This window comes from Stenotrophomonas sp. 85239_Sma (genome assembly GCF_056481725.1).
Window position 1 is genome coordinate 782,517 of sequence record NZ_CM151163.1, and the last position, 21,415, is coordinate 803,931.

22 protein-coding genes are annotated in these 21,415 nt (G+C 68.0%); 10 read left to right on the plus strand and 12 right to left on the minus strand.

What is annotated here, in order from left to right; all coding sequences use genetic code 11:
• Positions 1 to 69: 69 nt before the first annotated feature.
• From ACYKG1_RS03520 to ahpC, 3 genes are all read right to left on the minus strand, one after another.
• Entirely contained in the window at positions 70 to 1,032 is a 963-nt protein-coding gene (locus ACYKG1_RS03520; RefSeq protein WP_100471352.1) for a LysR substrate-binding domain-containing protein, read from the minus strand.
• Positions 1,033 to 1,117: 85 nt separating this feature from the next.
• Entirely contained in the window at positions 1,118 to 2,710 is a 1,593-nt protein-coding gene (gene ahpF / locus ACYKG1_RS03525) for an alkyl hydroperoxide reductase subunit F (RefSeq protein WP_100471353.1), read from the minus strand.
• Between the two features lie 225 nt (positions 2,711 to 2,935).
• The gene (gene ahpC, locus ACYKG1_RS03530; RefSeq protein ID WP_014036055.1) at positions 2,936 to 3,499 is read right to left on the minus strand and encodes an alkyl hydroperoxide reductase subunit C; all 564 of its coding nucleotides are present in this window, start codon (positions 3,497 to 3,499) and stop codon (positions 2,936 to 2,938) included.
• Between the two features lie 321 nt (positions 3,500 to 3,820).
• Between ahpC and prmC the strand changes: the two genes are divergently transcribed.
• Together prmC and pip are read left to right on the plus strand one after the other, a co-directional pair.
• A complete protein-coding gene (gene prmC / locus ACYKG1_RS03535) occupies positions 3,821 to 4,678 on the plus strand; it encodes a peptide chain release factor N(5)-glutamine methyltransferase (protein ID WP_478471881.1) in 858 nt (285 codons plus the stop codon).
• Between the two features lie 48 nt (positions 4,679 to 4,726).
• Positions 4,727 to 5,668 (plus strand): prolyl aminopeptidase, encoded by a 942-nt coding sequence (pip, locus tag ACYKG1_RS03540; protein ID WP_262226206.1) that lies wholly within the window; start codon positions 4,727 to 4,729, stop codon positions 5,666 to 5,668.
• Between the two features lie 63 nt (positions 5,669 to 5,731).
• Here the strand turns inward: pip and ACYKG1_RS03545 are convergent, their stop codons facing one another.
• On the minus strand, positions 5,732 to 6,616 hold the full coding sequence (locus tag ACYKG1_RS03545) for a LysR family transcriptional regulator (protein ID WP_478472697.1): 885 nt from the start codon (positions 6,614 to 6,616) through the stop codon (positions 5,732 to 5,734).
• A 105-nt stretch (positions 6,617 to 6,721) separates the two neighbouring features.
• Here ACYKG1_RS03545 and ACYKG1_RS03550 point away from each other — a divergent pair, with 105 nt between their 5' ends.
• Both ACYKG1_RS03550 and ACYKG1_RS03555 read left to right on the plus strand, forming a co-directional pair.
• Positions 6,722 to 8,134 carry an MFS transporter gene (locus ACYKG1_RS03550; protein WP_262226207.1) on the plus strand — a complete coding sequence of 471 codons (1,413 nt, stop codon included), beginning with the start codon at positions 6,722 to 6,724 and terminating at the stop codon, positions 8,132 to 8,134.
• Positions 8,131 to 8,802: a DUF7716 domain-containing protein gene (locus ACYKG1_RS03555; protein WP_100471358.1), complete on the plus strand. Its 672-nt coding sequence runs from the start codon at positions 8,131 to 8,133 to the stop codon at positions 8,800 to 8,802. The genes ACYKG1_RS03550 and ACYKG1_RS03555 overlap by 4 nt, the downstream gene beginning before the upstream one ends.
• 31 nt (positions 8,803 to 8,833) lie before the next feature.
• Here ACYKG1_RS03555 and ACYKG1_RS03560 read toward each other — a convergent pair whose 3' ends face one another.
• The 4 genes from ACYKG1_RS03560 to ACYKG1_RS03575 are packed head-to-tail and all read right to left on the minus strand — an operon-like array spanning position 8,834 to position 11,703.
• Entirely contained in the window at positions 8,834 to 9,631 is a 798-nt protein-coding gene (locus ACYKG1_RS03560) for an N-formylglutamate amidohydrolase (protein ID WP_478472699.1), read from the minus strand.
• The gene (locus ACYKG1_RS03565) at positions 9,624 to 10,178 is read right to left on the minus strand and encodes an NUDIX hydrolase (protein WP_100471359.1); all 555 of its coding nucleotides are present in this window, start codon (positions 10,176 to 10,178) and stop codon (positions 9,624 to 9,626) included. The genes ACYKG1_RS03560 and ACYKG1_RS03565 overlap by 8 nt, the downstream gene beginning before the upstream one ends.
• Complete coding sequence (locus ACYKG1_RS03570) at positions 10,175 to 11,125, minus strand: 5'-3' exonuclease (protein ID WP_100471360.1); 951 nt, start codon at positions 11,123 to 11,125, stop codon at positions 10,175 to 10,177. Before ACYKG1_RS03570 ends, ACYKG1_RS03565 begins: the two co-directional genes overlap by 4 nt.
• Entirely contained in the window at positions 11,122 to 11,703 is a 582-nt protein-coding gene (locus ACYKG1_RS03575) for a nitroreductase family protein (RefSeq protein ID WP_262083287.1), read from the minus strand. The genes ACYKG1_RS03570 and ACYKG1_RS03575 overlap by 4 nt, the downstream gene beginning before the upstream one ends.
• A gap of 331 nt (positions 11,704 to 12,034) precedes the next feature.
• On the opposite strand from ACYKG1_RS03575, the gene ACYKG1_RS03580 reads away from it, so the two are divergent.
• Together ACYKG1_RS03580 and ACYKG1_RS03585 are read left to right on the plus strand one after the other, a co-directional pair.
• Positions 12,035 to 14,356 (plus strand): DUF1631 domain-containing protein, encoded by a 2,322-nt coding sequence (locus ACYKG1_RS03580; protein ID WP_100471361.1) that lies wholly within the window; start codon positions 12,035 to 12,037, stop codon positions 14,354 to 14,356.
• A gap of 52 nt (positions 14,357 to 14,408) precedes the next feature.
• The gene (locus ACYKG1_RS03585) at positions 14,409 to 15,488 is read left to right on the plus strand and encodes an NAD(P) transhydrogenase subunit alpha (RefSeq protein ID WP_478471884.1); all 1,080 of its coding nucleotides are present in this window, start codon (positions 14,409 to 14,411) and stop codon (positions 15,486 to 15,488) included.
• A 61-nt stretch (positions 15,489 to 15,549) separates the two neighbouring features.
• Here ACYKG1_RS03585 and ACYKG1_RS03590 read toward each other — a convergent pair whose 3' ends face one another.
• From ACYKG1_RS03590 to ACYKG1_RS03600, 3 genes are read right to left on the minus strand one after another with little or no spacing between them, the layout of a single operon-like run.
• Complete coding sequence (locus tag ACYKG1_RS03590; protein WP_478471886.1) at positions 15,550 to 16,011, minus strand: DUF3106 domain-containing protein; 462 nt, start codon at positions 16,009 to 16,011, stop codon at positions 15,550 to 15,552.
• Between the two features lie 3 nt (positions 16,012 to 16,014).
• Positions 16,015 to 16,341, minus strand: coding sequence for a DUF3379 domain-containing protein (locus tag ACYKG1_RS03595; RefSeq protein ID WP_262226213.1), 327 nt, complete (start codon positions 16,339 to 16,341; stop codon positions 16,015 to 16,017).
• Positions 16,338 to 16,922, minus strand: coding sequence for an RNA polymerase sigma factor (locus ACYKG1_RS03600; protein ID WP_262083345.1), 585 nt, complete (start codon positions 16,920 to 16,922; stop codon positions 16,338 to 16,340). The genes ACYKG1_RS03595 and ACYKG1_RS03600 overlap by 4 nt, the downstream gene beginning before the upstream one ends.
• Before the next feature lie 97 nt (positions 16,923 to 17,019).
• Between ACYKG1_RS03600 and ACYKG1_RS03605 the strand changes: the two genes are divergently transcribed.
• Entirely contained in the window at positions 17,020 to 17,340 is a 321-nt protein-coding gene (locus ACYKG1_RS03605) for an NAD(P) transhydrogenase subunit alpha part 2 (RefSeq protein ID WP_005408173.1), read from the plus strand.
• Positions 17,337 to 18,797: an NAD(P)(+) transhydrogenase (Re/Si-specific) subunit beta gene (locus ACYKG1_RS03610; protein ID WP_478471887.1), complete on the plus strand. Its 1,461-nt coding sequence runs from the start codon at positions 17,337 to 17,339 to the stop codon at positions 18,795 to 18,797. The genes ACYKG1_RS03605 and ACYKG1_RS03610 overlap by 4 nt, the downstream gene beginning before the upstream one ends.
• A gap of 83 nt (positions 18,798 to 18,880) precedes the next feature.
• Here the strand turns inward: ACYKG1_RS03610 and ACYKG1_RS03615 are convergent, their stop codons facing one another.
• Complete coding sequence (locus tag ACYKG1_RS03615) at positions 18,881 to 19,300, minus strand: hypothetical protein (RefSeq protein ID WP_100471366.1); 420 nt, start codon at positions 19,298 to 19,300, stop codon at positions 18,881 to 18,883.
• Between the two features lie 122 nt (positions 19,301 to 19,422).
• Between ACYKG1_RS03615 and sufT the strand changes: the two genes are divergently transcribed.
• Together sufT and ACYKG1_RS03625 are read left to right on the plus strand one after the other, a co-directional pair.
• Positions 19,423 to 19,974, plus strand: a complete 552-nt coding sequence (gene sufT, locus ACYKG1_RS03620; protein ID WP_005415385.1) for a putative Fe-S cluster assembly protein SufT — start codon at positions 19,423 to 19,425, stop codon at positions 19,972 to 19,974.
• Between the two features lie 59 nt (positions 19,975 to 20,033).
• Complete coding sequence (locus ACYKG1_RS03625) at positions 20,034 to 21,128, plus strand: branched-chain amino acid aminotransferase (RefSeq protein WP_100471367.1); 1,095 nt, start codon at positions 20,034 to 20,036, stop codon at positions 21,126 to 21,128.
• Positions 21,129 to 21,415 lie beyond the last annotated feature (287 nt).

A 21,415-nucleotide genomic window follows, 5' to 3' on the forward strand; every position in this document is an offset into this window, starting at 1 on the left:
TGTCTGTATTGTGGGGACAAATGCGGCCGGAATCGACTCCTGCCGATTCCGGGCCGGTGCTGCGGGGGCTCAGCCGTTCAGCGCGGGGCCGGGCAGCGGCGCCGCATCGCTGGCGGCATTGAGCGCTTCCAGGGTAAACAGCGCCTGCGGCAGGCGCTTGAACTGGTCGGCCAGCTCCATCAGGAAGTCGTTCATGGCCGAGCTGCGCCGCCAGACCATGGCGATGCGGCGGCTGGGACGGCCTTCGCCGGTGAAATCGAGCAGGCGGATGTTGTTCGAGCGCGGGACCGGCGGCTGCACCGACAGGCTCGGCAGCAGGGTGATGCCGACGTCGGCAGCGACCATCTGCCGCAGCGTCTCCAGGCTGGTGGCGCGGAACTCGGACTTCTCGTTGGCGCCGAACAGGCGGCAGACTTCCAGTGCCTGGTCGCGCAGGCAATGCCCGTCTTCCAGCAGCAGCAGCTTCTGCGTGGCCAGTTCCTGTACGTCCAGGTGTTCGCGACGGGCCAGCGGGTGGCGCCCGGACACGGCCAGCAGGAACGGCTCTTCGAACAGGAATTCGGCATGCAGCTGGTCATCGATCACCGGCAGCGCCAGCAGCGCAGCGTCGAGCTTGCCTTCGCGCAGGCGGTCCAGCAGCACGTCGCTCTTTTCCTCGACCAGCAGCAGTTCCAGCTCCGGGAAACGCTCGCGGATGCGCGGGATCACATGTGGCAGCAGGTACGGGCCCAGGGTCGGGAAGATCCCCAGGCGCACCGTACCGGCCTCCGGATCGCGGCTGCGTCGCGCCGCTTCCTTCAGCTGTTCCACTTCGGACACGATCACCCGTGCCCGTGCCGCCGCTTCCTGGCCGGCCGGGGTCAGCATCACCTTGCGCGGTGCGCGTTCCACCAGCGGCAGGCCCAGCTCTTCTTCCAGCTTGCGGATCTGCGTCGACAGCGTGGGCTGGCTGACGAAGCAGGAGGCGGCAGCCCGACCGAAATGCTTGTGGTCGGCCAGGGCTACCAGGTACTTCAGATCACGTAGGTTCATCCTTACACCCCAGGGGTAACGGACCGGCTGACGGCATGGTTACCCGACAGGCAGACAATGCTCCCGGTGATCTGGGAACGGTGGATCAGGCCGCTTCAGCAACGGCACCGCTGCTGTTGCTCACCGACGAGCGGATCAGGTGGTCGAACGCGCTCAGTGCGGCGGTCGAACCGGCGCCCATGGCGATGATGATCTGCTTGTAGGGTACCGTCGTGCAATCGCCAGCGGCGAACACGCCCGGCAGATTGGTCTGGCCGCGATCGTCGATGACGACTTCGCCACGCGGCGACAGCGCCACCACATCCTTCAGCCACTCGGTGTTGGGCAGCAGTCCGATCTGCACGAAGATGCCTTCAAGCTCGACGCGGTGGGCGTCGCCACCGACGCGGTCCTTGTAGACCAGGCCGGTGACGCGGCTGCCGTCGCCCAGCACCTCGGTGGTCTGTGCGCTGGTCAGCACGGTGACGTTGGCCAGGCTGCGCAGCTTCTTCTGCAGCACTTCATCGGCGCGCAGGCTGGAATCGAACTCCAGCAGGGTTACATGCGACACGATGCCGGCGAGGTCGATGGCCGCTTCCACGCCGGAGTTGCCGCCACCGATCACCGCCACGCGCTTGCCCTTGAACAGCGGACCATCGCAATGCGGGCAGTAGGCCACGCCCTTGTTGCGGTACTGGTCTTCGCCCGGCACGTTCATCTGCCGCCAGCGCGCGCCGGTGGACAGGATCACCGAGCGCGACTTCAGCACCGCGCCGTTCTCCAGCTGCACCTGCACCAGGCCATCTTCACCGGCCGGCACCAGCGCGCTGGCGCGCTGCAGGTTCATGATGTCCACCTCGTACTCGCGCACGTGCTGTTCCAGCGCCGTGGCCAGCTTCGGGCCTTCGGTCTCCTTTACCGAAATGAAGTTCTCGATCGCCATGGTGTCGAGCACCTGGCCACCGAAGCGCTCGGCGGCGATGCCGGTGCGGATGCCCTTGCGTGCGGCGTAGATCGCTGCCGCCGCGCCGGCCGGGCCACCGCCCACCACCAGCACGTCGAAGGCGTCCTTGGCGGCGATCTTCTCGGCGTCGCGCTTGCTGGCATTGGTGTCCAGCTTGGCTACGATCTGCTCGAGGGTCATGCGGCCCTGGTCGAACACTTCACCGTTGAGGTACACGGTCGGCACCGACATGATCTCGCGCTTCTCGACTTCGTCCTGGAACAGGGCGCCGTCGATGGCCACATGCTGGATGCGCGGGTTGAGCACCGCGGCCAGGTTCAGGGCCTGCACCACGTCCGGGCAGTTCTGGCAGGACAGCGAGAAGTAGGTTTCGAACTTGTATTCGCCTTCCAGGTTCTGCACCTGCTCGATCAGCTCGGCGGTGGCCTTGGACGGGTGGCCGCCGACCTGCAGCAGCGCGAGCACCAGCGAGGTGAACTCGTGGCCCATCGGCAGGCCGGCGAAGGTGAGGTGGATGTCCTGGCCCGGCGTGCCCAGGTCGAAGGACGGCACGCGGCCCTGGCCGTCGCGCAGGACCTGCAGCGAGATCTTGTCCGACAGGCTTTCCAGGGTCTGCAGCAGTTCCAGCATTTCCTGCGACTTGGCGCCGTCGTCGGCGTGCGCGGTGATCTGGATCGGGCGGGTCACGCGCTCCAGATAGGTCTTCAGCTGCGACTGCAGGTTGGCGTCCAACATCGGGTCTTCTCCTGGCTTCAGGCAAACAGGGGGCGTGGCACCGCTGTAGAAGGTAGCGGACCAGCAGGGGGTAGGGGTGAACCCAAGACAGCGACCGTGGAAGGGGCTGGCTGGCCAAGGCGGGCGAGCGTTGGCTGTCTTGGGTTCACCCCCACGCCGGCGGGGGGACCGGCACGGGGATGAAAGGCGCGCCGTGGCGTGGGGCCACGGCAGGCCGGTACTGCTTTAGATCTTGCCGACCAGGTCCAGCGACGGGGTCAGGGTCTTCTCGCCTTCCTTCCACTTGGCCGGGCAGACCTGGTTCGGGTTGGCGGCGGTGAACTGGGCAGCCTTGAGCTTGCGCAGGGTCTCGGCGACGTCACGGGCGATCTCGTTGGAGTGGATCTCCAGGGTCTTGATCACGCCTTCCGGGTTGATGATGAAGGTGCCGCGCAGGGCCAGGCCTTCTTCTTCAATGTGCACGCCAAAGGCGCGGGTCAGCTGGTGGGTCGGGTCGCCGACCAGCGGGAACTGGGCCTTGCCGACGGCCGGCGAGGTTTCGTGCCACACCTTGTGCGAGAAGTGGGTGTCGGTGGTGACGATGTAGACCTCGGCGCCGGCCTTCTTGAACTCGGCGTAGTGGTCAGCGGCGTCTTCGATCTCGGTCGGGCAATTGAAGGTGAAGGCGGCCGGCATGAAGATCAGGACGGACCACTGGCCCTTCAGGCTGTTGTCGGAAACCTTGATGAACTCGCCATTGTGGTAAGCGTTGGCTTCGAACGGCTGGATCTGGGTGTTGATGAGGGACATCATTTTTCCTCTGGTGAAGGGGAGTGGGTGAATCGACAGGAGCTAGGTTACCGATTCACTCGCGATAAGAACAATCCATTGATTGCATCTATTTGATAGACGTAGGCTATCAAAAGCCGATGAGCAGGCACTGAACCTTGCCGCTCCCATCCTGCAACTGCCTGTGTGACAAGGAAAATCTTACGGGACGGCTGAATGGGGCCGATAGCTCCTCCTTATCTCCTCTGGCAGAACCTGAACGGTTTCCGGCTTTTGTGGAGTCGAGCCACGCTCCGGTGCTCCAGAAGCAGCCGAGCGTGGGCTCGGCTCTACAATTGCGGAATGTCTCTGCAACCCGAATCCTCCCTGCGCCAGGTCGTGGCCGAGGCCAGTGCCCGCCTCGGTGGCGTCGACGCCCGCCACGAGGCCGAACTGCTGCTGCTGCACGTGCTGGACCGCCCTCGCAGCTGGCTGTTCGCGCATGCCACCGATCCGCTCGCCACCGCCGACCAGGTCGCCTTCGAAGCCCTGTTGGCCCGCCGCGTGGCTGGCGAGCCGGTGGCCTACCTGACCGGCCGCCGCGGTTTCTGGACGCTGGACCTGGAGGTCGACCCGGCCACGCTGATCCCGCGCCCGGAAACCGAACTGCTGGTGGAGCTCGCGCTGGATCGCCTGCCGCAGGGCCGCGCACTGCAGCTGGCCGACCTGGGCACCGGCAGTGGCGCGATCGCGCTGGCCCTGGCCAGCGAACGGCCGCAAGCGCAGGTGCTGGCCACCGATGCCAGCCCCGGCGCGCTGGCCGTGGCCGCGCGCAATGCCGCCCGCCATGAACTGGGCAACGTCCGCTTCGCCGAGGGCGGGCACGACTGGTATGCGCCGCTGCAGGGCGCGCGGTTCGACCTGATCGCCAGCAACCCGCCGTACATCGCCAGCGACGACCCGCATCTCGCACAGGGCGACCTGCGCTTCGAACCGGCCACCGCGCTGGCCTCCGGCGTGGATGGCCTGGATGACATCCGCCGCATCGTCGACGGTGGCCAGGCCCATCTGCTGCCCGGCGGTTGGCTGCTGATCGAGCACGGTTGGGACCAGGGTGCGGCGATCCGCGCGCTGTTCGACGCCGCGGGTTTTGCGGAGGTGCAGACCGTGCAGGACCTGGAGCAGCGCGACCGGATCACCCTGGGCCGGCGTCCGGCCTAGAATGGAGGTTCTCCTGCCCCGGCAGGGCATCACCCTGGAGCTGCAAGCATGCGTACGCTGTACCCCGCCATCACCCCCTACGACGTCGGCACCCTGAAGGTCGACGATCGCCACACGCTGTACTTCGAACAGTGCGGCAACCCGGACGGCAAGCCGGTGGTGATGCTGCACGGTGGCCCGGGCGGCGGCTGCAGCGACAAGATGCGCCAGTTCCACGACCCGTCCAGGTACCGCATTATCCTGTTCGACCAGCGCGGTGCCGGCCGTTCCACCCCGCACGCGGACCTGGTGGACAACACCACCTGGGACCTCGTCGCCGATATCGAAAAGCTGCGCGAGCACCTGAAGGTGGATCGCTGGCAGGTGTTCGGCGGCAGCTGGGGTTCGACCCTGGCGCTGGCCTATGCCGAAACCCACCCGCAGCGCGTGACCGAACTGGTCCTGCGCGGCATCTTCATGCTGCGCCGCTGGGAGCTGGAATGGTTCTACCAGGAGGGTGCCAACCGCCTGTTCCCGGATGCGTGGGAGCACTATCTGAAGCCGATTCCGTCGGTGGAGCGCCACGACCTGATCTCGGCCTTCCACCGCCGCCTGACCAGCGACGACGAAGCCACCCGCCTGGAAGCGGCCAAGGCGTGGGCGGTGTGGGAAGGCGCGACCAGCTTCCTGCACGTCGATGACGACTTCATCAACAGCCACGAAGACCCGCACTTCGCCCTGGCCTTTGCCCGCATCGAGAACCACTACTTCGTCAACGGCGGCTTCTTCGAAGTGGAAGACCAGCTGCTGCGCGACGCGCACCGCATCGCCGACATCCCGGGCGTGATCGTGCACGGCCGCTACGACGTGGTCTGCCCGCTGGCCAACGCCTGGGACCTGACCAAGGTGTGGCCGAAGGCGAAGCTGGAGATCACCCCGGCCTCGGGCCATTCGGCATTTGAAGCCGAGAACGTGGACGCGTTGGTGCGCGCCACCGATAGCTTCGCCTGATCGATGGTAGTGCCGGCCATTGGCCGGCAACGCCTCAGCGGTGGCGCCGGGCCACGCCCGGCGCTACCACTGCCCGGCCAGCAACGCGTCGGCCAGCACCTGCAGCTTCGGCGAATGCTGGCGCGAGGGCGGGTAGATCAGCGACAGCGCGCGGCTGCGGCCTTCAAACCGCTGCAGCACGCGTTGCAGGCGGCCGTCCGCCAGCGCGTCGGCCACCGCGAAATCCATCACCTGCACGATGCCGATGCCGGCGATCGCCGCTTCCACCAGCGGATCGCCGCTGTCGAACACCATCCGCGTCGGTGGGGTGAACTCACGCAGTTGGCCCTCCTGCACGAACTGCCAATCCACCAGCCGGCCACTGCGCAGGTTGCGCACCGCCAGGCAGGCATGGTCCTGCAGCGCGGTTACATCGTTGGGCGCGCCACAGCGGGCCAGATAGGCGGGGCTGGCCACCGTCACCCAGCGCAGCGGACGCAGCGGGCGTGCGACGATGCGCTGGTCGGCGATGACGCCGGTGCGCAGCGCGGCATCGAAACCTTCCTCGACCAGATCGACCAGGCGGTCGCTGAGCACCGCTTCCACCTGCAGCTGCGGGTGCTGTCGCAGCAACGGCGCCAGCAGCGGCACCAGCACCTTGCGCCCGAACATCGATGGCGCGCTGATCTTCAATGTGCCCGAGGGCGTGCACGGGCGGTCCGCCAATTGCCGCTCGGCATCGTCGAGGCCGGCCAGCAGCGGTGCCACCTGTTCCACGAACTGACGGCCATCCGGCGTCAGCGCCACGTTGCGGGTGTTTCGCTGCAGCAGCTTGACCCCCAGCGACACTTCCAGCCGCCCGATCGCGCGCGACAGGCCGGACTGGCTCAGGCCCAGCTGGCCGGCAGCCACGGTGAAACTGCGGGCTTCGGCCACCTGCACCAGCATGCGCACCGCATTGAGGTCCATCGAGGCTCCATTCATGCGGAAAATCATGACAGATATCGTGGGCATGGGGTTTATTGATTGGTCTGCATCAATGAGACTGCGTTCCCCCACTGCGCCGGACCGCCAATGCCTCCCCTCAAATACCCGCGCTGGGCGCTGACCCTGCTGGCCACCGCCCAGCTGATCATCGCCCTGGACGCCACCATCATCTTCGTCGCCCTGCATGACATGGGGCGCGCGCTGCAGATCAACGCGCAGCAGCTGCAATGGGTGGTCAGTGCCTACACCGTGGCCTTCGGCGGCAGCCTGCTGCTGGGCGGGCGCGCCGCCGACCTGATCGGCCGCCGCCGCTTCTACCGGCTGGGCATGCTGCTGTTCGCGCTGGCCTCGCTGCTCGGCGCGCTGGCGCCGGATGCCACCTTGCTGATCATCGCGCGCGCGGCACAGGGCATCGGCGCGGCGCTGCTGTTCCCGGCCACGCTGGCACTGATCAACACGCTGTACGCGGAAGGCCCGGTGCGCAACCGCGCCCTGGCGATCTGGAGCATGGCCAGCGCGGTTGGCCTGGCGCTGGGCACCCTGCTCGGTGGTGTGCTGACCCAGGCGTTCGGCTGGCCGGCGGTGCTGGCGGTGATCGTGCCGCTGGCCACGGCGTGTGCGGTCGCAGCCGGTGCATGGCTACCGGCCGACGGCCCGCGTGCGCATGGCCGTTCGTTCGACCTGGCCGGCTGCATCACCGTCACCCTCGGCGGCAGCCTGCTGGTGACCACGCTGGTGCAGGGCCCGGAATGGGGTTGGACCGCGCCGGCCACGCTCGGCTGCCTGCTGCTGTCGGTGCTGTTGCTGGTGGCGTTCGTGCAGATCGAGCAGCGCAGCCGCGATCCGCTGATGCAGTTCGCGCTGCTGCGCCTGCCGGGCCTGCGTGCCGCGCTGGGCCTGACCTTCGCCTTCATGAGCAGCTACGGCGTGCAGTACTACTTCATGGCGTTGTACTTCCAGGATGGCTATGGCTGGAGCCCGCTGCAGGCCGGCCTGGCCTTCCTGCCCGCCACCGCGGTCTGCACGGTGGGCATCCAACTGGCCGAATGGACGCTGCAGCGCTGGAGCGCGCGAAAGGTGCTGGTGGTCGGGCAGCTGGCCGGTGCCATCGGTATCGCCTGGGTGGCCGCGACGCTGCCGCACGGCGCGAACTTCTGGCCGCTGCTGCCCGGCGTGGTGGTACTGAGCATCGGCCAGGGCATGACCTGGACCTCGATGTGGATCGTGGCCGGGCAGGGGGTTCCCGCTGCCCAGCAGGGCGTGGCCTCGGGCATGGCGGCCACTGCACAGCAGATCGGCGGCGCGTTGGGCCTGGCGGTGCTGGTGATGGTGGCCAATGCCGATGCGGGTGCCGCCGGTTCGTCGAGTGCACTGGCCGGGCTGGTGCGCGCCGAGTATGGCGCGGCGTTGTTCGCGCTGTTCGGCGTGGTGATCGCGCTGGGCCTGCGCCCGGCACCGGTAGACTCGGCAGTGACCGCTTGCCTGGGCAACGACGCATGATCGAACTGCTGGACCTGCAACAGACCCTGTGCGCCTTTGCGGCCTGCAACGATGACGATGCGGTGTACGCCTCCTTCGGTTGGGTGCATGCCACCGGGGGCGATCTGCTGCAGGCGCGTTTCTGGCTGCCGGCCGATGAAGGCGAGGCGTTCGACGACGACGGTGATGTTCCCGCCGAGGCGCGCGCGCTGGGCCTGTCCACCTTTCTTGAACCGGCGACCTTCGCCGACGTGCTCGACGTGCAGAAGCGGCAGCGGCCGCTGTCCACGCTGGCCGACCATGCACGGGCGCTGGCGTACTACGCCGAGTTCGACGCGTTCCGGCAGGTTGAAGGCATCGACGAGGCGCTGGGCGAAGCGGACGCCGGGGAACAGGCAGCGGCGCGCGAGGCCGGCATTGGTGCGGGCATCTTCGCGTCGTTCGATCTGGTGCTGGTCGCGTGCCCGGAGGCACAGGTCAAGGCAGTGGCCCGGCGCGTGGCGCACCTGCTGGAGATTCGGGTGGGCGAGGCGCTGCCGCGCTGTCGTGCGTTGCCGCTGCTGCTGGGCCAGGCACTGGACCGCAAGCGTGCGCAGGCGATCAAGGATGACTTCGCCGCTGTTGGCGCAACGCTGCAGGTGCGCGGCTTCAAGCCGTTCCCGTGGATGGACGCGCCTGCACTGCGTTGAACAACACCATCCACGCCATGCGTGGATGGGATCATGCCAAGGCCAGCAACCCCGGCTGCAATGCGTTGAAGATCCGCGCCAGCCGTTCCGCCCATGCCTGTTGCCCGGTGGCATCGGTGATCAGGTCCTGGCGGATTTCCAGTTCCACATGCACCAGGCCGCGCCCTTCGCCATGCACCGGCACCGCATAGTCGCTGGTACTGCTGACCGAATACGGTTCGTTGTCACCCACCACCAGGTCGCCTTCGTCGCGCAGTGCCTGCAGCAGTGCGTGCGCAAAGCGCGTGTCCTGGTGGTACAGCACGCCGGCGTGCCACGGCCGCTGCATGCCGTTCATGGCCGGGGTGAAGCTGTGCATCATCACCAGCAACGTGGGGCGGCCGGCATCGCGGCGTGCATCAAGTTCGGCGTCGATGCGTGCGTTGTAGGGCGCGTGGATCGCATCGATGCGCTGCTGCCGCTGCGCCACCGACAGCCTGGCATTGCCCGGCACCATGGTGTGGTCGCTCACTTCCGGAATCAGCGTAGGTGAGGCCAGCGGGCGGTTGCAGTCGATCAGCAGCCGCGAGTAGGTCTGTTCGATCGCCCAGGCATCCAGCCGTTCGGCCAATGCGCGGGTGGTGCCGGCAATGCCGATGTCCCATCCGATGTGGCGATCCAGCTCAGGCTGCGCAAGGCCCAGCCTGTCCAGCGCATGCGGCACCTGCTGCCCGGCGTGATCGGCCAGCAGCAGGTACGGCGAGGCGCCCTGTGCGTGGTGGATCGTGTAGATCGGCGGGTCGTCGGCGCCCAGCAACGCCGGCAACGCGTGCAGGTCGGCGTCAGCCACGCGGGCGCCCGTCAAGGTGGTGCTCGATCATCCACAGGCCGGCCCACAGCTTGGCATCCAGCTCGTAGCCTTCACCCATCTTCTGCACCAGCCAGGCCGCAGCCTCGTCGCGCGGAATCTCGTGCACGGTGATGTCTTCGCTGTCATCGCCGCCGCCTTCGCCGACCCGGCGCAGTCCGGTGGCACGCACAAAGGCGATCTTCTCGCTGCTGGCGCCGGAAGACGTCGGGCCGATCATCAGCACCTCGGCGTGATCGGCGGTCCAGCCGGTTTCTTCTTCCAGCTCGCGCACGGCCGAGACTTCGATCGATTCGCCTGCATCGATGTCACCGACCAGGCCGGCCGGCATCTCGATGGTGGGGGCCTGCAGCGGTACGCGGAACTGCTCGACGAACAGCACCTTGTCCTCCGGGGTGACGGCGATGATGATCGCGGCCAGGCCGCCGGCATGGGTACGTTCGCTGTATTCCCAGGTGCCGCGCACCAGCATGCGCTGGTACTTGCCTTCATAGACGACGCGCGGGGCTTCGGTGTTGCGCTGGTTCATGCGGGTTCGCCGGAATGGGAAAAAGATGGAGTGGGAACGGGGTCGGCCACGCCGGCGGCATCGAACAGCCGGCGGCGGGTCATCGGGCCGAAGCGCAGGGTCTGGCACAGGCCACCGAGCAGCTCCGGATCGGCCGACTGGCGCAGCAGCCCAGGCTGGCTGCCTTCCAGCGGCGCATCCAGCGCGATGGTGGTCAGCTGGCGCCAGAGCTGCGCGTGCTCGCGCTGTTCGCGCAGGCGCACCGCCATCTGTGCGGCGCCGCGCAGGCGCAGGAACGGCACTTCGTCCAGGCGTTCGTACAGTGCATCCATGCTGCCGAAGTGGGCCAGCAGCACGGCGGCGGACTTGCTGCCGACACCACTGACACCAGGAATGTTGTCCACCGCATCGCCGCACAGCGCCAGGTAGTCGGCAATCTGGTGCGCGTGCACGCCGTGCCGTGCCTTGACGCCGGCCACGTCCCAGCGCTGGTTGCGGGCGTAGTCCCACTGCTCGTCGTGGTCGAGCAGCAACTGCGACAGGTCCTTGTCGGCGGAGATGATCACCCCGCGATGGCTGCCGCGGTGCACGTGCAGGGCGCTGCCGATCAGGTCGTCGGCCTCGTATTCGTGGTGGGCCAGCACGGCAAGGCCCAACGCCGCGCACAGGGCCTTGCAGTGCACGAACTGGCGCTTGAGCGCCTCCGGCGCCGGATCGCGGTTGGCCTTGTAGGCCGGATACAGCCGGTGGCGGAAGCCGCTGTCCAGCGCTTCGTCGAAGGCGATGGCGATATGCCGCGGTCGCTCACGCTCCAGCAGGTCCAGCAGGAAGCGGGCGAAGCCGTGCACTGCATTGGTCGGCCAGCCCTGGGCGTCCTGGAACTGGTCCGGCAGCGAGTGCCAGGCGCGGAACACGTAGATGCTGGCGTCGACCAGGTACAGCGACGGCGGCGGAGCCGGCAGGGTCATGCCGGCGGCGTCCAGTCCCGCAGCAGGGCTGCGGGGTCGGGGCGCTCGCGCTCGGGCACGTCGGCCTTGGGCGTACCGATGTGGATGAAGCCGGCAATGCGTTCGCCGTCGACCAGGCCCAGATGGGCCTGCACGACCGGATCGAAGGCCATCCAGGCAGTCAGCCACTGCGCGCCGAAGCCCAGCGCCTGCGCGGCCTGCAGCAGGGCGAAGCAGACGCAGCCGGCGGTCATCAGCTGTTCCTGTTCGGGCACCTTCGGGTCCGGGCGCGGGCTGGCGACCACCACGATCACCAGCGGGGCGTGGCTGAAACGCTGGCGGTCCTTCTCGAATACGGCCTCGCCGGCATGCGGGTCGCGCTGGCGGCTGCGTTCGGCCACGAAGTCGCCCAGAGTGTGACGTGCATCGCCGGCGATTTTCAGGAAGCGGAACGGCACGCGCTTGCCGTGGTCGGGCACGCGCACCGCCGAGGCCAGCATCCGCTGCAGGGTGGCCAGGTCCGGTCCGGGCTCGCCCAGTTGCCGCGAGGGCACCGAGCGGCGGGCATCCAGGGCGAGCAGGGCAGCGGGGTCGGGCATGGAGTCTGAACCGGTCATCACGGGTGGTTGATTATAGTCGGGGTGGTCAATGACGCCGTTTGTGTCGCGTCCGGCCCCTGAATACCAAACTGTGATGAACATCATGCCACTGGCGGGAAACGGGCAGCCGCTTCCCCTCGCCTCGTGGGCCTTGCACGGCTTACGATATCCGTCTTGCCGGGCCGCCGGTCATGAGGTTTGAAGTGAGGACTGTTTCACTGTCCGTGACGGGCTGGCCGGCCTACCATCGACGTTCCGGTACATGGGGTGTGCCGGTCGTCGCGATGTCCATGCTGTCTGTCGTGCCAGAGAAGGTGGGGAGCCTTCCCGAATGATGAGCGTGCCCACACCGATGGGATCGCCGGGCCGTGACCCGGCCCAGCTCCAGCTTGCCCGGGACATGGTCCTGCCCGCGCTGTGCCAGGCGTTCGGGGCCGCGCTGGCGCGTTTCGACGATGCCCTGTTCGACCGCGCCGGCAATGCCGGCTCGTCGCAGTTGCTGTTTCTGGACGCGATGCGCGAACTGCGCCGCCGCCGTGAGGATATCGCTGCCGCCTTCGCCGGCCACCTGCAGCAGGCCTGGGCCGCATTGGCGGCCGGTGAGCCGCTGTCGGCCGAGGCGACCCTGTCCGGGCCGGCCGAGGATGGCCTGAGCCTGCTGGCCGAGCACGTACTGGAATCGCGGTTGGCAGTGCGCAATTTCGCCACCGTGCTGCTGCGCGACTTCAAGCCGGTGCTGGCGCGGCTGGACCGCCGCCTGGGGCGGTTGATCGGCGGCGCGGAGCTGGACGCCGACCACAATCCGATCAGCCCCGAACACCTGGGCGTGGCCATTCACGAGGCCTTTGCCGGCTGCGAACTGGCGCCGGAAGTGCATCTGGTACTGATCAAGCTGTGCGAGCGCGACCTGCGCGCACCGGTCGGCCGCATCTACGAGAAACTGGACGAGCAGCTGGCCGCGGCCGGGGTGATGTCGCAGATGGGCGCGCCGCAGCGCCCACTGTCGGCGGCGCCGGATCCGCGCATGGCCGGGGTGCTTGACGATCTGGTCGAGCAACGCCAGGGCACCGGCTTCGATGCCGGATTCAGCGATGACGAACAGGCCGCACCGGCCTGGGCGCAGCGTTTTGCCGCGCGCTGGTCCGAGCGCCGCGGCCACATGCAGCAACACCTGGGCGGCGAAGAAGGTGGTGCTGGCGAGGCCTACGCAGGCCAGCAGGGCATGCTGCTGGAAGCGCTGCATGAACTGCTGCAGCAGACCCGTCACGTGCGTGAGGACGCGACGTCGGCCGCACAGGTGGCGATCGGCCAGCAGCGTCCGCTCAGCCAGCGCGAAATGATGTCGGTGCTGTCGCTGCTGCAGGCCACGCCCAGTGCGACGCTGCGTGCAGCCATCGGCGAGGACGGTGAATCGCTGGCACAACGGCTGAAAAGCGAAGTGCTGTCCAGCGCCACCCAGCTGGGCGTGGACCCTGGCCAGACCCGCCTGGACCCGCAGGACGAGGATGCGATCGACCTGGTCGGCATGCTGTTCGACGTGATGCTGGATGAGCGTGAACTGGAAGGCCGCTCACGCGAACTCATCGGCCGCCTGGTGGTGCCTTTCGTCAAGGTGGCCATGCTCGACCGCCGCATGTTCGTGCAGAAGACCCATCCGGCGCGCAAGCTGCTCAACTCGCTGGCCGAGGCCTGCGAGGGCAACACCGGCGAGAGCCAGGCCGAGCGCATGCTGATGGCCAAGGTCGAGGAGATCATCGAGCGCCTGGTGGCAGAGTTCAACGAGAACCTGGCGATCTTCCTGACCCTGGAAGAAGAATTCCGCGAGTTCCTGGTGCAGCACCGCCGCCGCGTGGAAATCGCCGAGCGCCGGGCCGCGGAAACGCAGCGCGGGCAGGAAAAGCTGGAAATGGCCCGCAGCCGGGCCAGTGCGGAACTGGACCGCCGCATCGGCGACGCCACCCTGCCGCCGGCCATAGCCGAGTTCCTGCGCCAGCCGTGGCAGCACCACCTGACCCTGGCGCTGCTGCGCGAGGGCGAAGAAGGCGCGTCGGTGGCCGAGGCATTGAGCCTTGGCGATGGCCTTCTGGAGGAAGTGGCCGAGGCCCGCCGCCAGATCGTCGGCAAGCCGTGGCTGCAGGCCTGGCAGCCGGTGCTGGCCAAGGTATTTGCCAGCGTCGGCGTGCACGGCGATGCGGCCACCGGTGCGATCGACGCCTTGCATGACACGCTGCAGGGCATCGCCGAGTCGCGGCCGGAACTGCAGCGCGCGCTGCCCGAGCTGCCGCAGGTCGCGCTGCCGGCACCGCCGGTGGCCGAGTCGCCGGCGGTGGAACTGGGTGGCCAGATTGACGCTGATGACTTCGACAACGCCGATGCCGACCGCTTCCGTCGCATGGAAATCGGCAACTGGCTGGACTTCGTCGACAAGGACGGCAAGGTCCAGGCGGGCAAGCTGTCCTGGGTCAGCCCGATTTCCTCGCGCCTGCTGTTCGTCAACCGTCGCGGCGTGCGCTTCTGCGTGGCCTCGCCGGAAGAGCTGGCGGTGATGGTGCGGCTGGGCCGCCTGCGTGCCCACGTTGACGATGGCGCCTTCGACAGCGCCATGCAGGGCGTGATCGACCGCCTCGACCCGGGCAGCGCCACCCTGCACTGAGCGCTGGCCGCCTGCTAGGATCGGGAAAACTCACCGATCAGCGGGGACCTGCATGGCCGTGGCGTTGCTGGGGATCAAGGAGACCGCGCCGGGTGAACGGCGCGTGGCGTTGACGCCGGAAACCGCGCGCAAGCTCGGTGCCCTCGGCATTACGGTCTGGTACGAGGCCGGCGCCGGCCTGGCCGCCGGCTTCACCGATGCCGCCTATGACGATGCCGGCGCACGTGCCTTCGACGCGGGCCGCTGGGCCGAGATCGATATCCTGCTGTGCGTGCAGGCGCCCCCTGCAGCGGCGCTGGAGCAGCTTCGGTCCGGTGCCAGCGTGGTCGGCCTGCTGGCCCCGGCCAACGATCCGGCGCTGGCCGCGCTGGCGGTCGATGATCGCCTGCAGCTGTTCCCGCTGCAGCAGCTGCCGCGCACCACCCGAGCGCAGGCGATGGATGTACTCAGTTCGCAGGCCGGCATGGCCGGCTACAAGGCCGCGCTGATCGCCGCCGAACGTGCGCCGCGCTTCTTCCCGATGCTGACCACCGCTGCCGGCACCGTGCGGCCGGCCAAGGTGCTGGTGATCGGTGCCGGCGTGGCGGGCCTGCAGGCCATCGCCACCGCACGTCGCCTCGGTGCCCAGGTGGAAGGCTTTGACGTGCGCCCGGAAACCCGCGAGCAGATCCAGTCGCTGGGCGCGCGCTTCCTCGACCTCGGGGTCAGCGCGGCGGGCGAGGGCGGTTATGCGCGGGCGCTGACCGATGAGGAGCGCGCCGAGCAGCAGCGTCGGCTGGCCGACCACCTGCGCAGCATGGACGTGGTGATCTGCACGGCCGCAGTGCCGGGCCGCCCGGCGCCGACCATCGTGACCGCCGCAATGGTGGAGGGCATGGCCACCGGCAGCGTGATCGTCGACCTGGCGGCCGAAAGTGGCGGCAACTGCGCACTGACCCAGCCTGGGCAGTGCATCGAACACCAGGGCGTGACCATCGATGGCCCGCTGGGCCTGGCCAGTCGCGGCGCGACCCAGGCCAGTGAGATGTATGCGCGCAACCTGCTCAACTTCGTTGCGCTGTTCGTGCGCGAGGGGCAGCTCGGTTTCGACTGGGACGACGAACTGCTGGCGAAGACGCGCTGGCGGGCGTGAGTGACATGGGGTCAGATCCCTTTGCCTCTGGCAAAGGGATCTGACCCCCTACCCCGAAGGCTTACCGCGGCTTTGCCGGCGGCGGGTTGTCGCGTACCCAGTCCCGGCGCTGTTCCGGCGTCATCTGCGACCAGCGCTCGCGCAATGCATCGCGCTGCGCGGGGGACAGATCCCGCATCTGACCGAACAGTGCACGCGCCTGCGCGCGCTGTTCGGGGCTCATGTGCTCGAAGCGGCGCAGGCCGCGGCGGGCCTTGTCGCGCTCCTCCGGGCTCATCGATTGCCAGCGTTGGCCGTGTGACAGCATCCGCTGGCGCTGGCCGGCATCGGCGCTGTTCCAGCGGTCGCGCAGCGGCGCCAGCAGGGATTCGCGCTGGGATTGGCTCAGTTGCTCCCACGCAGGCAACGGCGCGGCCGGTGCGGGGCGTGCGGCAGGGGCGGGCGTGGCGTTCTGCGCCAGCGCCGGGACGGCGGGCAGCAGCGCCAGGGTCAACAGCAGTGGCAGGGTAGGCAGTCGGGACATGATTTACTCCATCGCCAGATCGGTATCGCCCAGCCACAGGTACAGATCGGGATTCTCGTCGTAGAGCGCGCCGTTGTCTTCCACTGAAGCAAGCACGGGGGCCGGCGCCGGACCGGCAAGCGTGCCATGGCCGGTGAACTGCAGGCCGATGCCCAGTGCCACGACCAGTGAACAGGCGCTGGCCAGCCACCAGCGCCAGCGTCCGCGATGGGCGGCCGTGGCGCCGTGGCGTGCCTGGCGCAGCCGTGCCAGCGTGGCCGGCGACAGCGCCTGCAGCGACTGCGCGTGCAGGCTGCGCAGGGTGTCATCGGAAGGCAGGGAGCGGTTCACGGGTGGATCTCCAGATAGTCCTGCAGCGCCTGCCGGGCGCGTGCCAGATGGGTTTTTACCGCGCCTTCGCTGCAGCCCATGGCGCGGGCAGTGGTGGCCCCGTCCAGGTCCTGCAGCACGCGCAGGGTGAAGGCCTCGCGCTGGCGGGCGGGCAGGGTGCGCAATGCGTCCACCAGCTGCTGGTACTGCTGGCGTTGCTCATGCGCCTGCGCCGGGTCAGGGCCGGGGTCGGCCCAGTCGATCGCGCTGCCCTCGGCGTCCTGGTTGTCGCGCCAGAACGGCAGGCGGAAGCGGCGCCGGCGCTGCACGTCGATCACCCGGCGGCGCAGGATGCTCCAGAACAGCGGCGCCCATTCGGCCGCCGGCTTGTCGGCGTAGTCCAGCATGCGCAGCAGCGCGTCCTGCACTGCATCCATGGCGTCTTCGCGCTGGCGCAGGCCGGCCTCGGCGAAGCGGAACGCACGCGGGCCGACGCTGGCCAGGAACGCCTCCAGCGATGCCGGCAGGACATCGGTTTCGGCGCTCGGGGGGACGGGGCTGCTCACCAGCACAGGGTACGGTTCCTCGCTCGGGGTCACCATCGACAACGCGTGAGCGCCGTCGCGGTTGACGCCGGGTGCGCACGGGTTCAGCCCGTGGTTATGATGGGGCGACGAAGACGGAGCGGGAGCGTTGCCAGTGAGTGACGGGTTCGTGGCGCTGTACATCTTCATGCTGGCGGCCATCGCCGGCCATGTGATCATTTCGCGGGTACCGGTGATCCTGCACACCCCGCTGATGTCGGGCTCCAACTTCATCCACGGCATCGTGCTGATTGGCGCGATGGTGGTGCTGGGGCACGCGCAGACGCCGCTGGAAAAGGCGCTGGGCTTCCTTGCCGTGGTGCTCGGCGCCGGCAACGCCGCCGGTGGCTACGTGGTCACAGCGCGCATGCTGGAAATGTTCAAGCCGAGCGCGCCCAAGGGCGGCAAGGACGAACCGAAGGAGCCGCAGGCTTGAACATCAGCACCGTCGAACTGCTCGACTGGCTGGTCAAGGCCAGCTACCTCGTTGCCGCCACGCTGTTCCTGCTCGGCCTGCAGCGCATGGCCTCGCCACTGACCGCGCGCAGCGGCATCCGCTGGGCCGGGCTGGGCATGCTGCTGGCCACCGCGGCGACCTTCTTCCTGCCCGAACTGCACAACGTGCCGCTGATCCTGGTGGCACTGCTGCTGGGCGCGGGCCTGGCCTGGTGGTCGGCCGGCAAGGTCGCCATCACGGACATGCCGCAGATGGTGGCGCTGTACAACGGCATGGGCGGTGGCTCGGCAGCGGCGATCGGTGCGGTGGAACTGCTGCGCTATGCCTTCCTGGCCAACCGCGATACCAGCCACTGGAGTGCACAGGCGCTGGCCGACCTGGCCGCACGCCAGCCGTCGGGCACCGTGCTGCTGCTGGCCGTGGTGGGCGCGGCAATCGGTGCGGTGTCGCTGTCCGGCTCGGTGATCGCCTGGGCCAAGCTCGATGGCCGCCTGGACAAGCGTGTGACCTGGCCCGGCCAGCAGGTGATGAACCTGGTGGTGGCACTGGCGGTGGTGGTGCTGGCGATCATCGCGGCCAGCACGCTCGATACCTGGGCGATCGTGGCCTTCTTCGTGCTGGCGCTGGCACTGGGCGTGCTGATGACGCTGCCGATCGGCGGCGCCGACATGCCGGTGGTGATCTCGCTGTACAACGCGTTCACCGGCCTGGCGGTGTCGTTCGAGGGCTACGTGCTGGGCAACGAGGCGCTGATCATCGCCGGCATGATGGTCGGCGCGGCCGGCATCCTGCTGACCCGGCTGATGGCCAAGGCGATGAACCGCCCGATCCGCAACGTGCTGTTCTCCAATTTCGGCGGTGGTGCCGGCGGCGAGGCGCAGGCGATCACCGGTTCGCAGAAGCCGATTGAAGCGTCGGACGTGGCCGCGATGATGGCCTACGCCGAACGCGTGGTGGTCGTGCCCGGCTACGGCATGGCCGTGGCGCAGGCCCAGCACAAGATCTGGGAGCTGGCGCAGCGGCTCGGCCAGCGCGGGGTGAAGGTGAAGTTCGCCATCCACCCGGTGGCCGGACGCATGCCCGGGCACATGAACGTACTGCTGGCCGAGGCCGGTGTGCCCTACGACCTGATCGCCGACATGGATGACATCAACCCGGAATTCGCCACCACCGACGTGGTGCTGGTGATCGGTGCCAACGACGTGGTCAATCCGGTGGCACGTACCGACCCGGCCAGCCCGATCTACGGCATGCCGGTGCTGGATGTGGTCAACGCGCGCAACGTGGTGGTGATCAAGCGCGGCAAGGGCACCGGCTTCGCTGGTATCGAGAATGCGCTGTTCTACGCTGACAATACCCGCATGCTGTACGGCGACGGCGCCGAAGCGGCCGCATCGCTGGTGAGCGAGCTGAAGGCGCTCGACGGCGGGCATTGAGGGACGGGGTCGGATCCCTTTCCATGGGAAAGGGCTCTGACCCCGGAACCGTTCCGATCCACGCGTGGCGTGGATCTACGCGCTCAGCGCGCCAGCCAGGCGCCCACGCCCACGCCCACCGCCAGCCACAGCCATTCCATCGCGCCATTGGCCAGGGTGATCAGGGTCCAGGCCAGGTGCGGACCCATCCGCATCGTAGCGTCCCACAGGTCCAGGCCGATCGAGCCGCCCATCCAGGCGCTGGCGATGGCCCAGTTGGCCACGGCGGCCACCAGCAGGGTGCCCAGCACGACCAGGGCGACACGCAAGCGGCCCGGGCCCAGGGTGCCCAGGCGCAGCATGAACACCAGTTCCAGGGCGGACAGTACCGCCATCCAGCCGACCTGTCGGCCGGTCATCAGCGCCAGGACCATCCAGGCGAGGGGAGCAACAAGCAGGCCCAGTAACAGCATGAGGGGCCAGAGCCAGGTGACGGTCCTGGCACGCGCGGCATTGGAGGACATTGAAGCTCCCTGAAGATCACCCACAGGATACTGTGGTTTGCCGCAGTGCACCGGCGGTGCCGGGGCGGCTGGGCTAGAATGCCGTCTTGCGTGGCCCCGGCCACGGCCCCATATCGGTCCCCATGTATTCCCGTAGCAGCGAACCTGTCCACTTCGAACGCGATTGCGAGGCCGTGATGGTCCCGCAGGGCGACACCGTGACCCTGCCTGCCGGCAGCTATGGGTACATCACCCAGGCGCTGGGCGGCAGTTATTCGGTGTTCGTCGAGGGCAACCTGTTCCGCATCGCCGGCAAGGACGGCGACGCCATCGGCAAGGAGGCGCCGGCACCGCTGGAACTGCCGGCCGATGCCACTGATGAACAGGTGGAACAGCTGGTGTGGCAGCAACTGCGCACCTGTTTCGACCCGGAAATCCCGGTGAACATCGTTGAACTGGGCCTGGTCTATGAAGTGGAGATCAAGCACCTGGACGAAGGCAAGCGCGAGATCGACGTGAAGATGACCCTGACCGCTCCGGGCTGCGGCATGGGCGAGATCCTGGTCGACGACGTGCGCAGCAAGCTCGAAATGATCCCGACGGTGGCCGAGGCCGACGTCGACCTGGTGTTCGACCCGCCGTGGAACCAGCACATGATGTCCGAGGCGGCACGGCTCGAGACCGGCATGCTTTGACCCAGGGCCCGCAGTGACGCGGGCCCGGCACTACCCGCAACCAGAACAGGAATCCTCCGGTGTCCCAGTCCATTCCCAGCTTCGCCGTCACCCGTTCGGACCACCCGCGCAGCGCTGAAGAGCGCGCCAAGATCCTGGAGAAGCCGGGCTTCGGCCTGCACTTCACCGACCACATGGTGGAAGTGCGCTGGGACAAGGACACTGGCTGGCACAACGCCAATGTGCGCGCTTACGGCCCGCTGCAGCTGGACCCGGCCGCAGCCGTGCTGCACTACGGCCAGGAAATCTTCGAAGGCATCAAGGCCTACCGCCATGCCGACGGTTCGATCTGGACCTTCCGCCCGGATGCCAACGGCCGTCGCCTGCAGCGTTCGGCGCAGCGCCTGGCGCTGCCGGAACTGCCGGTGGAGATCTTCGTTGAATCGCTGAAGCAGCTGATCGCCGTCGACAGCGACTGGGTGCCGTCGGCCGACGAGTCGAGCCTGTACTTCCGTCCGTTCATGATCGGCGACGAAGCCTTCCTCGGCGTGCGCGGCGCGCACAAGGCCGGCTACTACGTCATCGCCAGCCCGGCCGGCCCGTACTTCGCCAAGGGCGTTGCGCCGGTGTCGATCTGGCTGTCCACCGAATACGCACGTGCAGCCAAGGGCGGCACGGGTGCCGCCAAGTGTGGTGGCAACTACGCGGCCTCGCTGCTGCCGCAGCAGAAGGCACAGGCACAGGGCTGCTCGCAGGTGCTGTTCCTCGACCCGGTCGAAGGCAAGTACCTGGAAGAACTGGGTGGCATGAACGTGTTCCTGGTCTACAAGGACGGCACGCTGGTGACCCCGGAACTGTCCGGCAGCATCCTTGAGGGCATCACCCGCGAGAGCATCCTGCAGCTGGCGCGCGACCGCGGCATGAAGGTCGAAGAGCGCAAGGTGAGCATCGACGAGTGGAAGGACGGCGTCGCCTCCGGTGCCATCACCGAAGTGTTTGCCTGTGGCACCGCGGCAGTGGTCACCCCGATCGGCCAGCTGAAGGGTGAGGGCTTCTCGGTGGGCGACATCAACGCACCGGCCGGCGAAGTAACCATGTCGCTGCGCAAGGAACTGACCGACATCCAGTACGGCCGCCTGCCGGATCGCCACAACTGGCTGGTCAAGCTGGGCTGATCGCCCGCGCCGAACTGTAGCGTCGAGCCATGCTCGACTGCTCTTCTGGAAAGCCCGTCCCCGTGACGGGCTTTCTGCGTTTTGGTCAGGTGGCTGGGGTCAGATCCCTTTTCCCTGGGAAAAGGGATCTGACCCCGGCTCCGACCCCGAATCAGCGGACGCCGATGTCGGCAAAGTCATTGCAGGACACGTGATGACCCAGTCAGGTGCGTGCAGGCCGCGAGAAAGTTCCTTCACCTTCACAAACCCTCGACCCGAGAAGTCTCAGAACGAACATTTCATCTTGC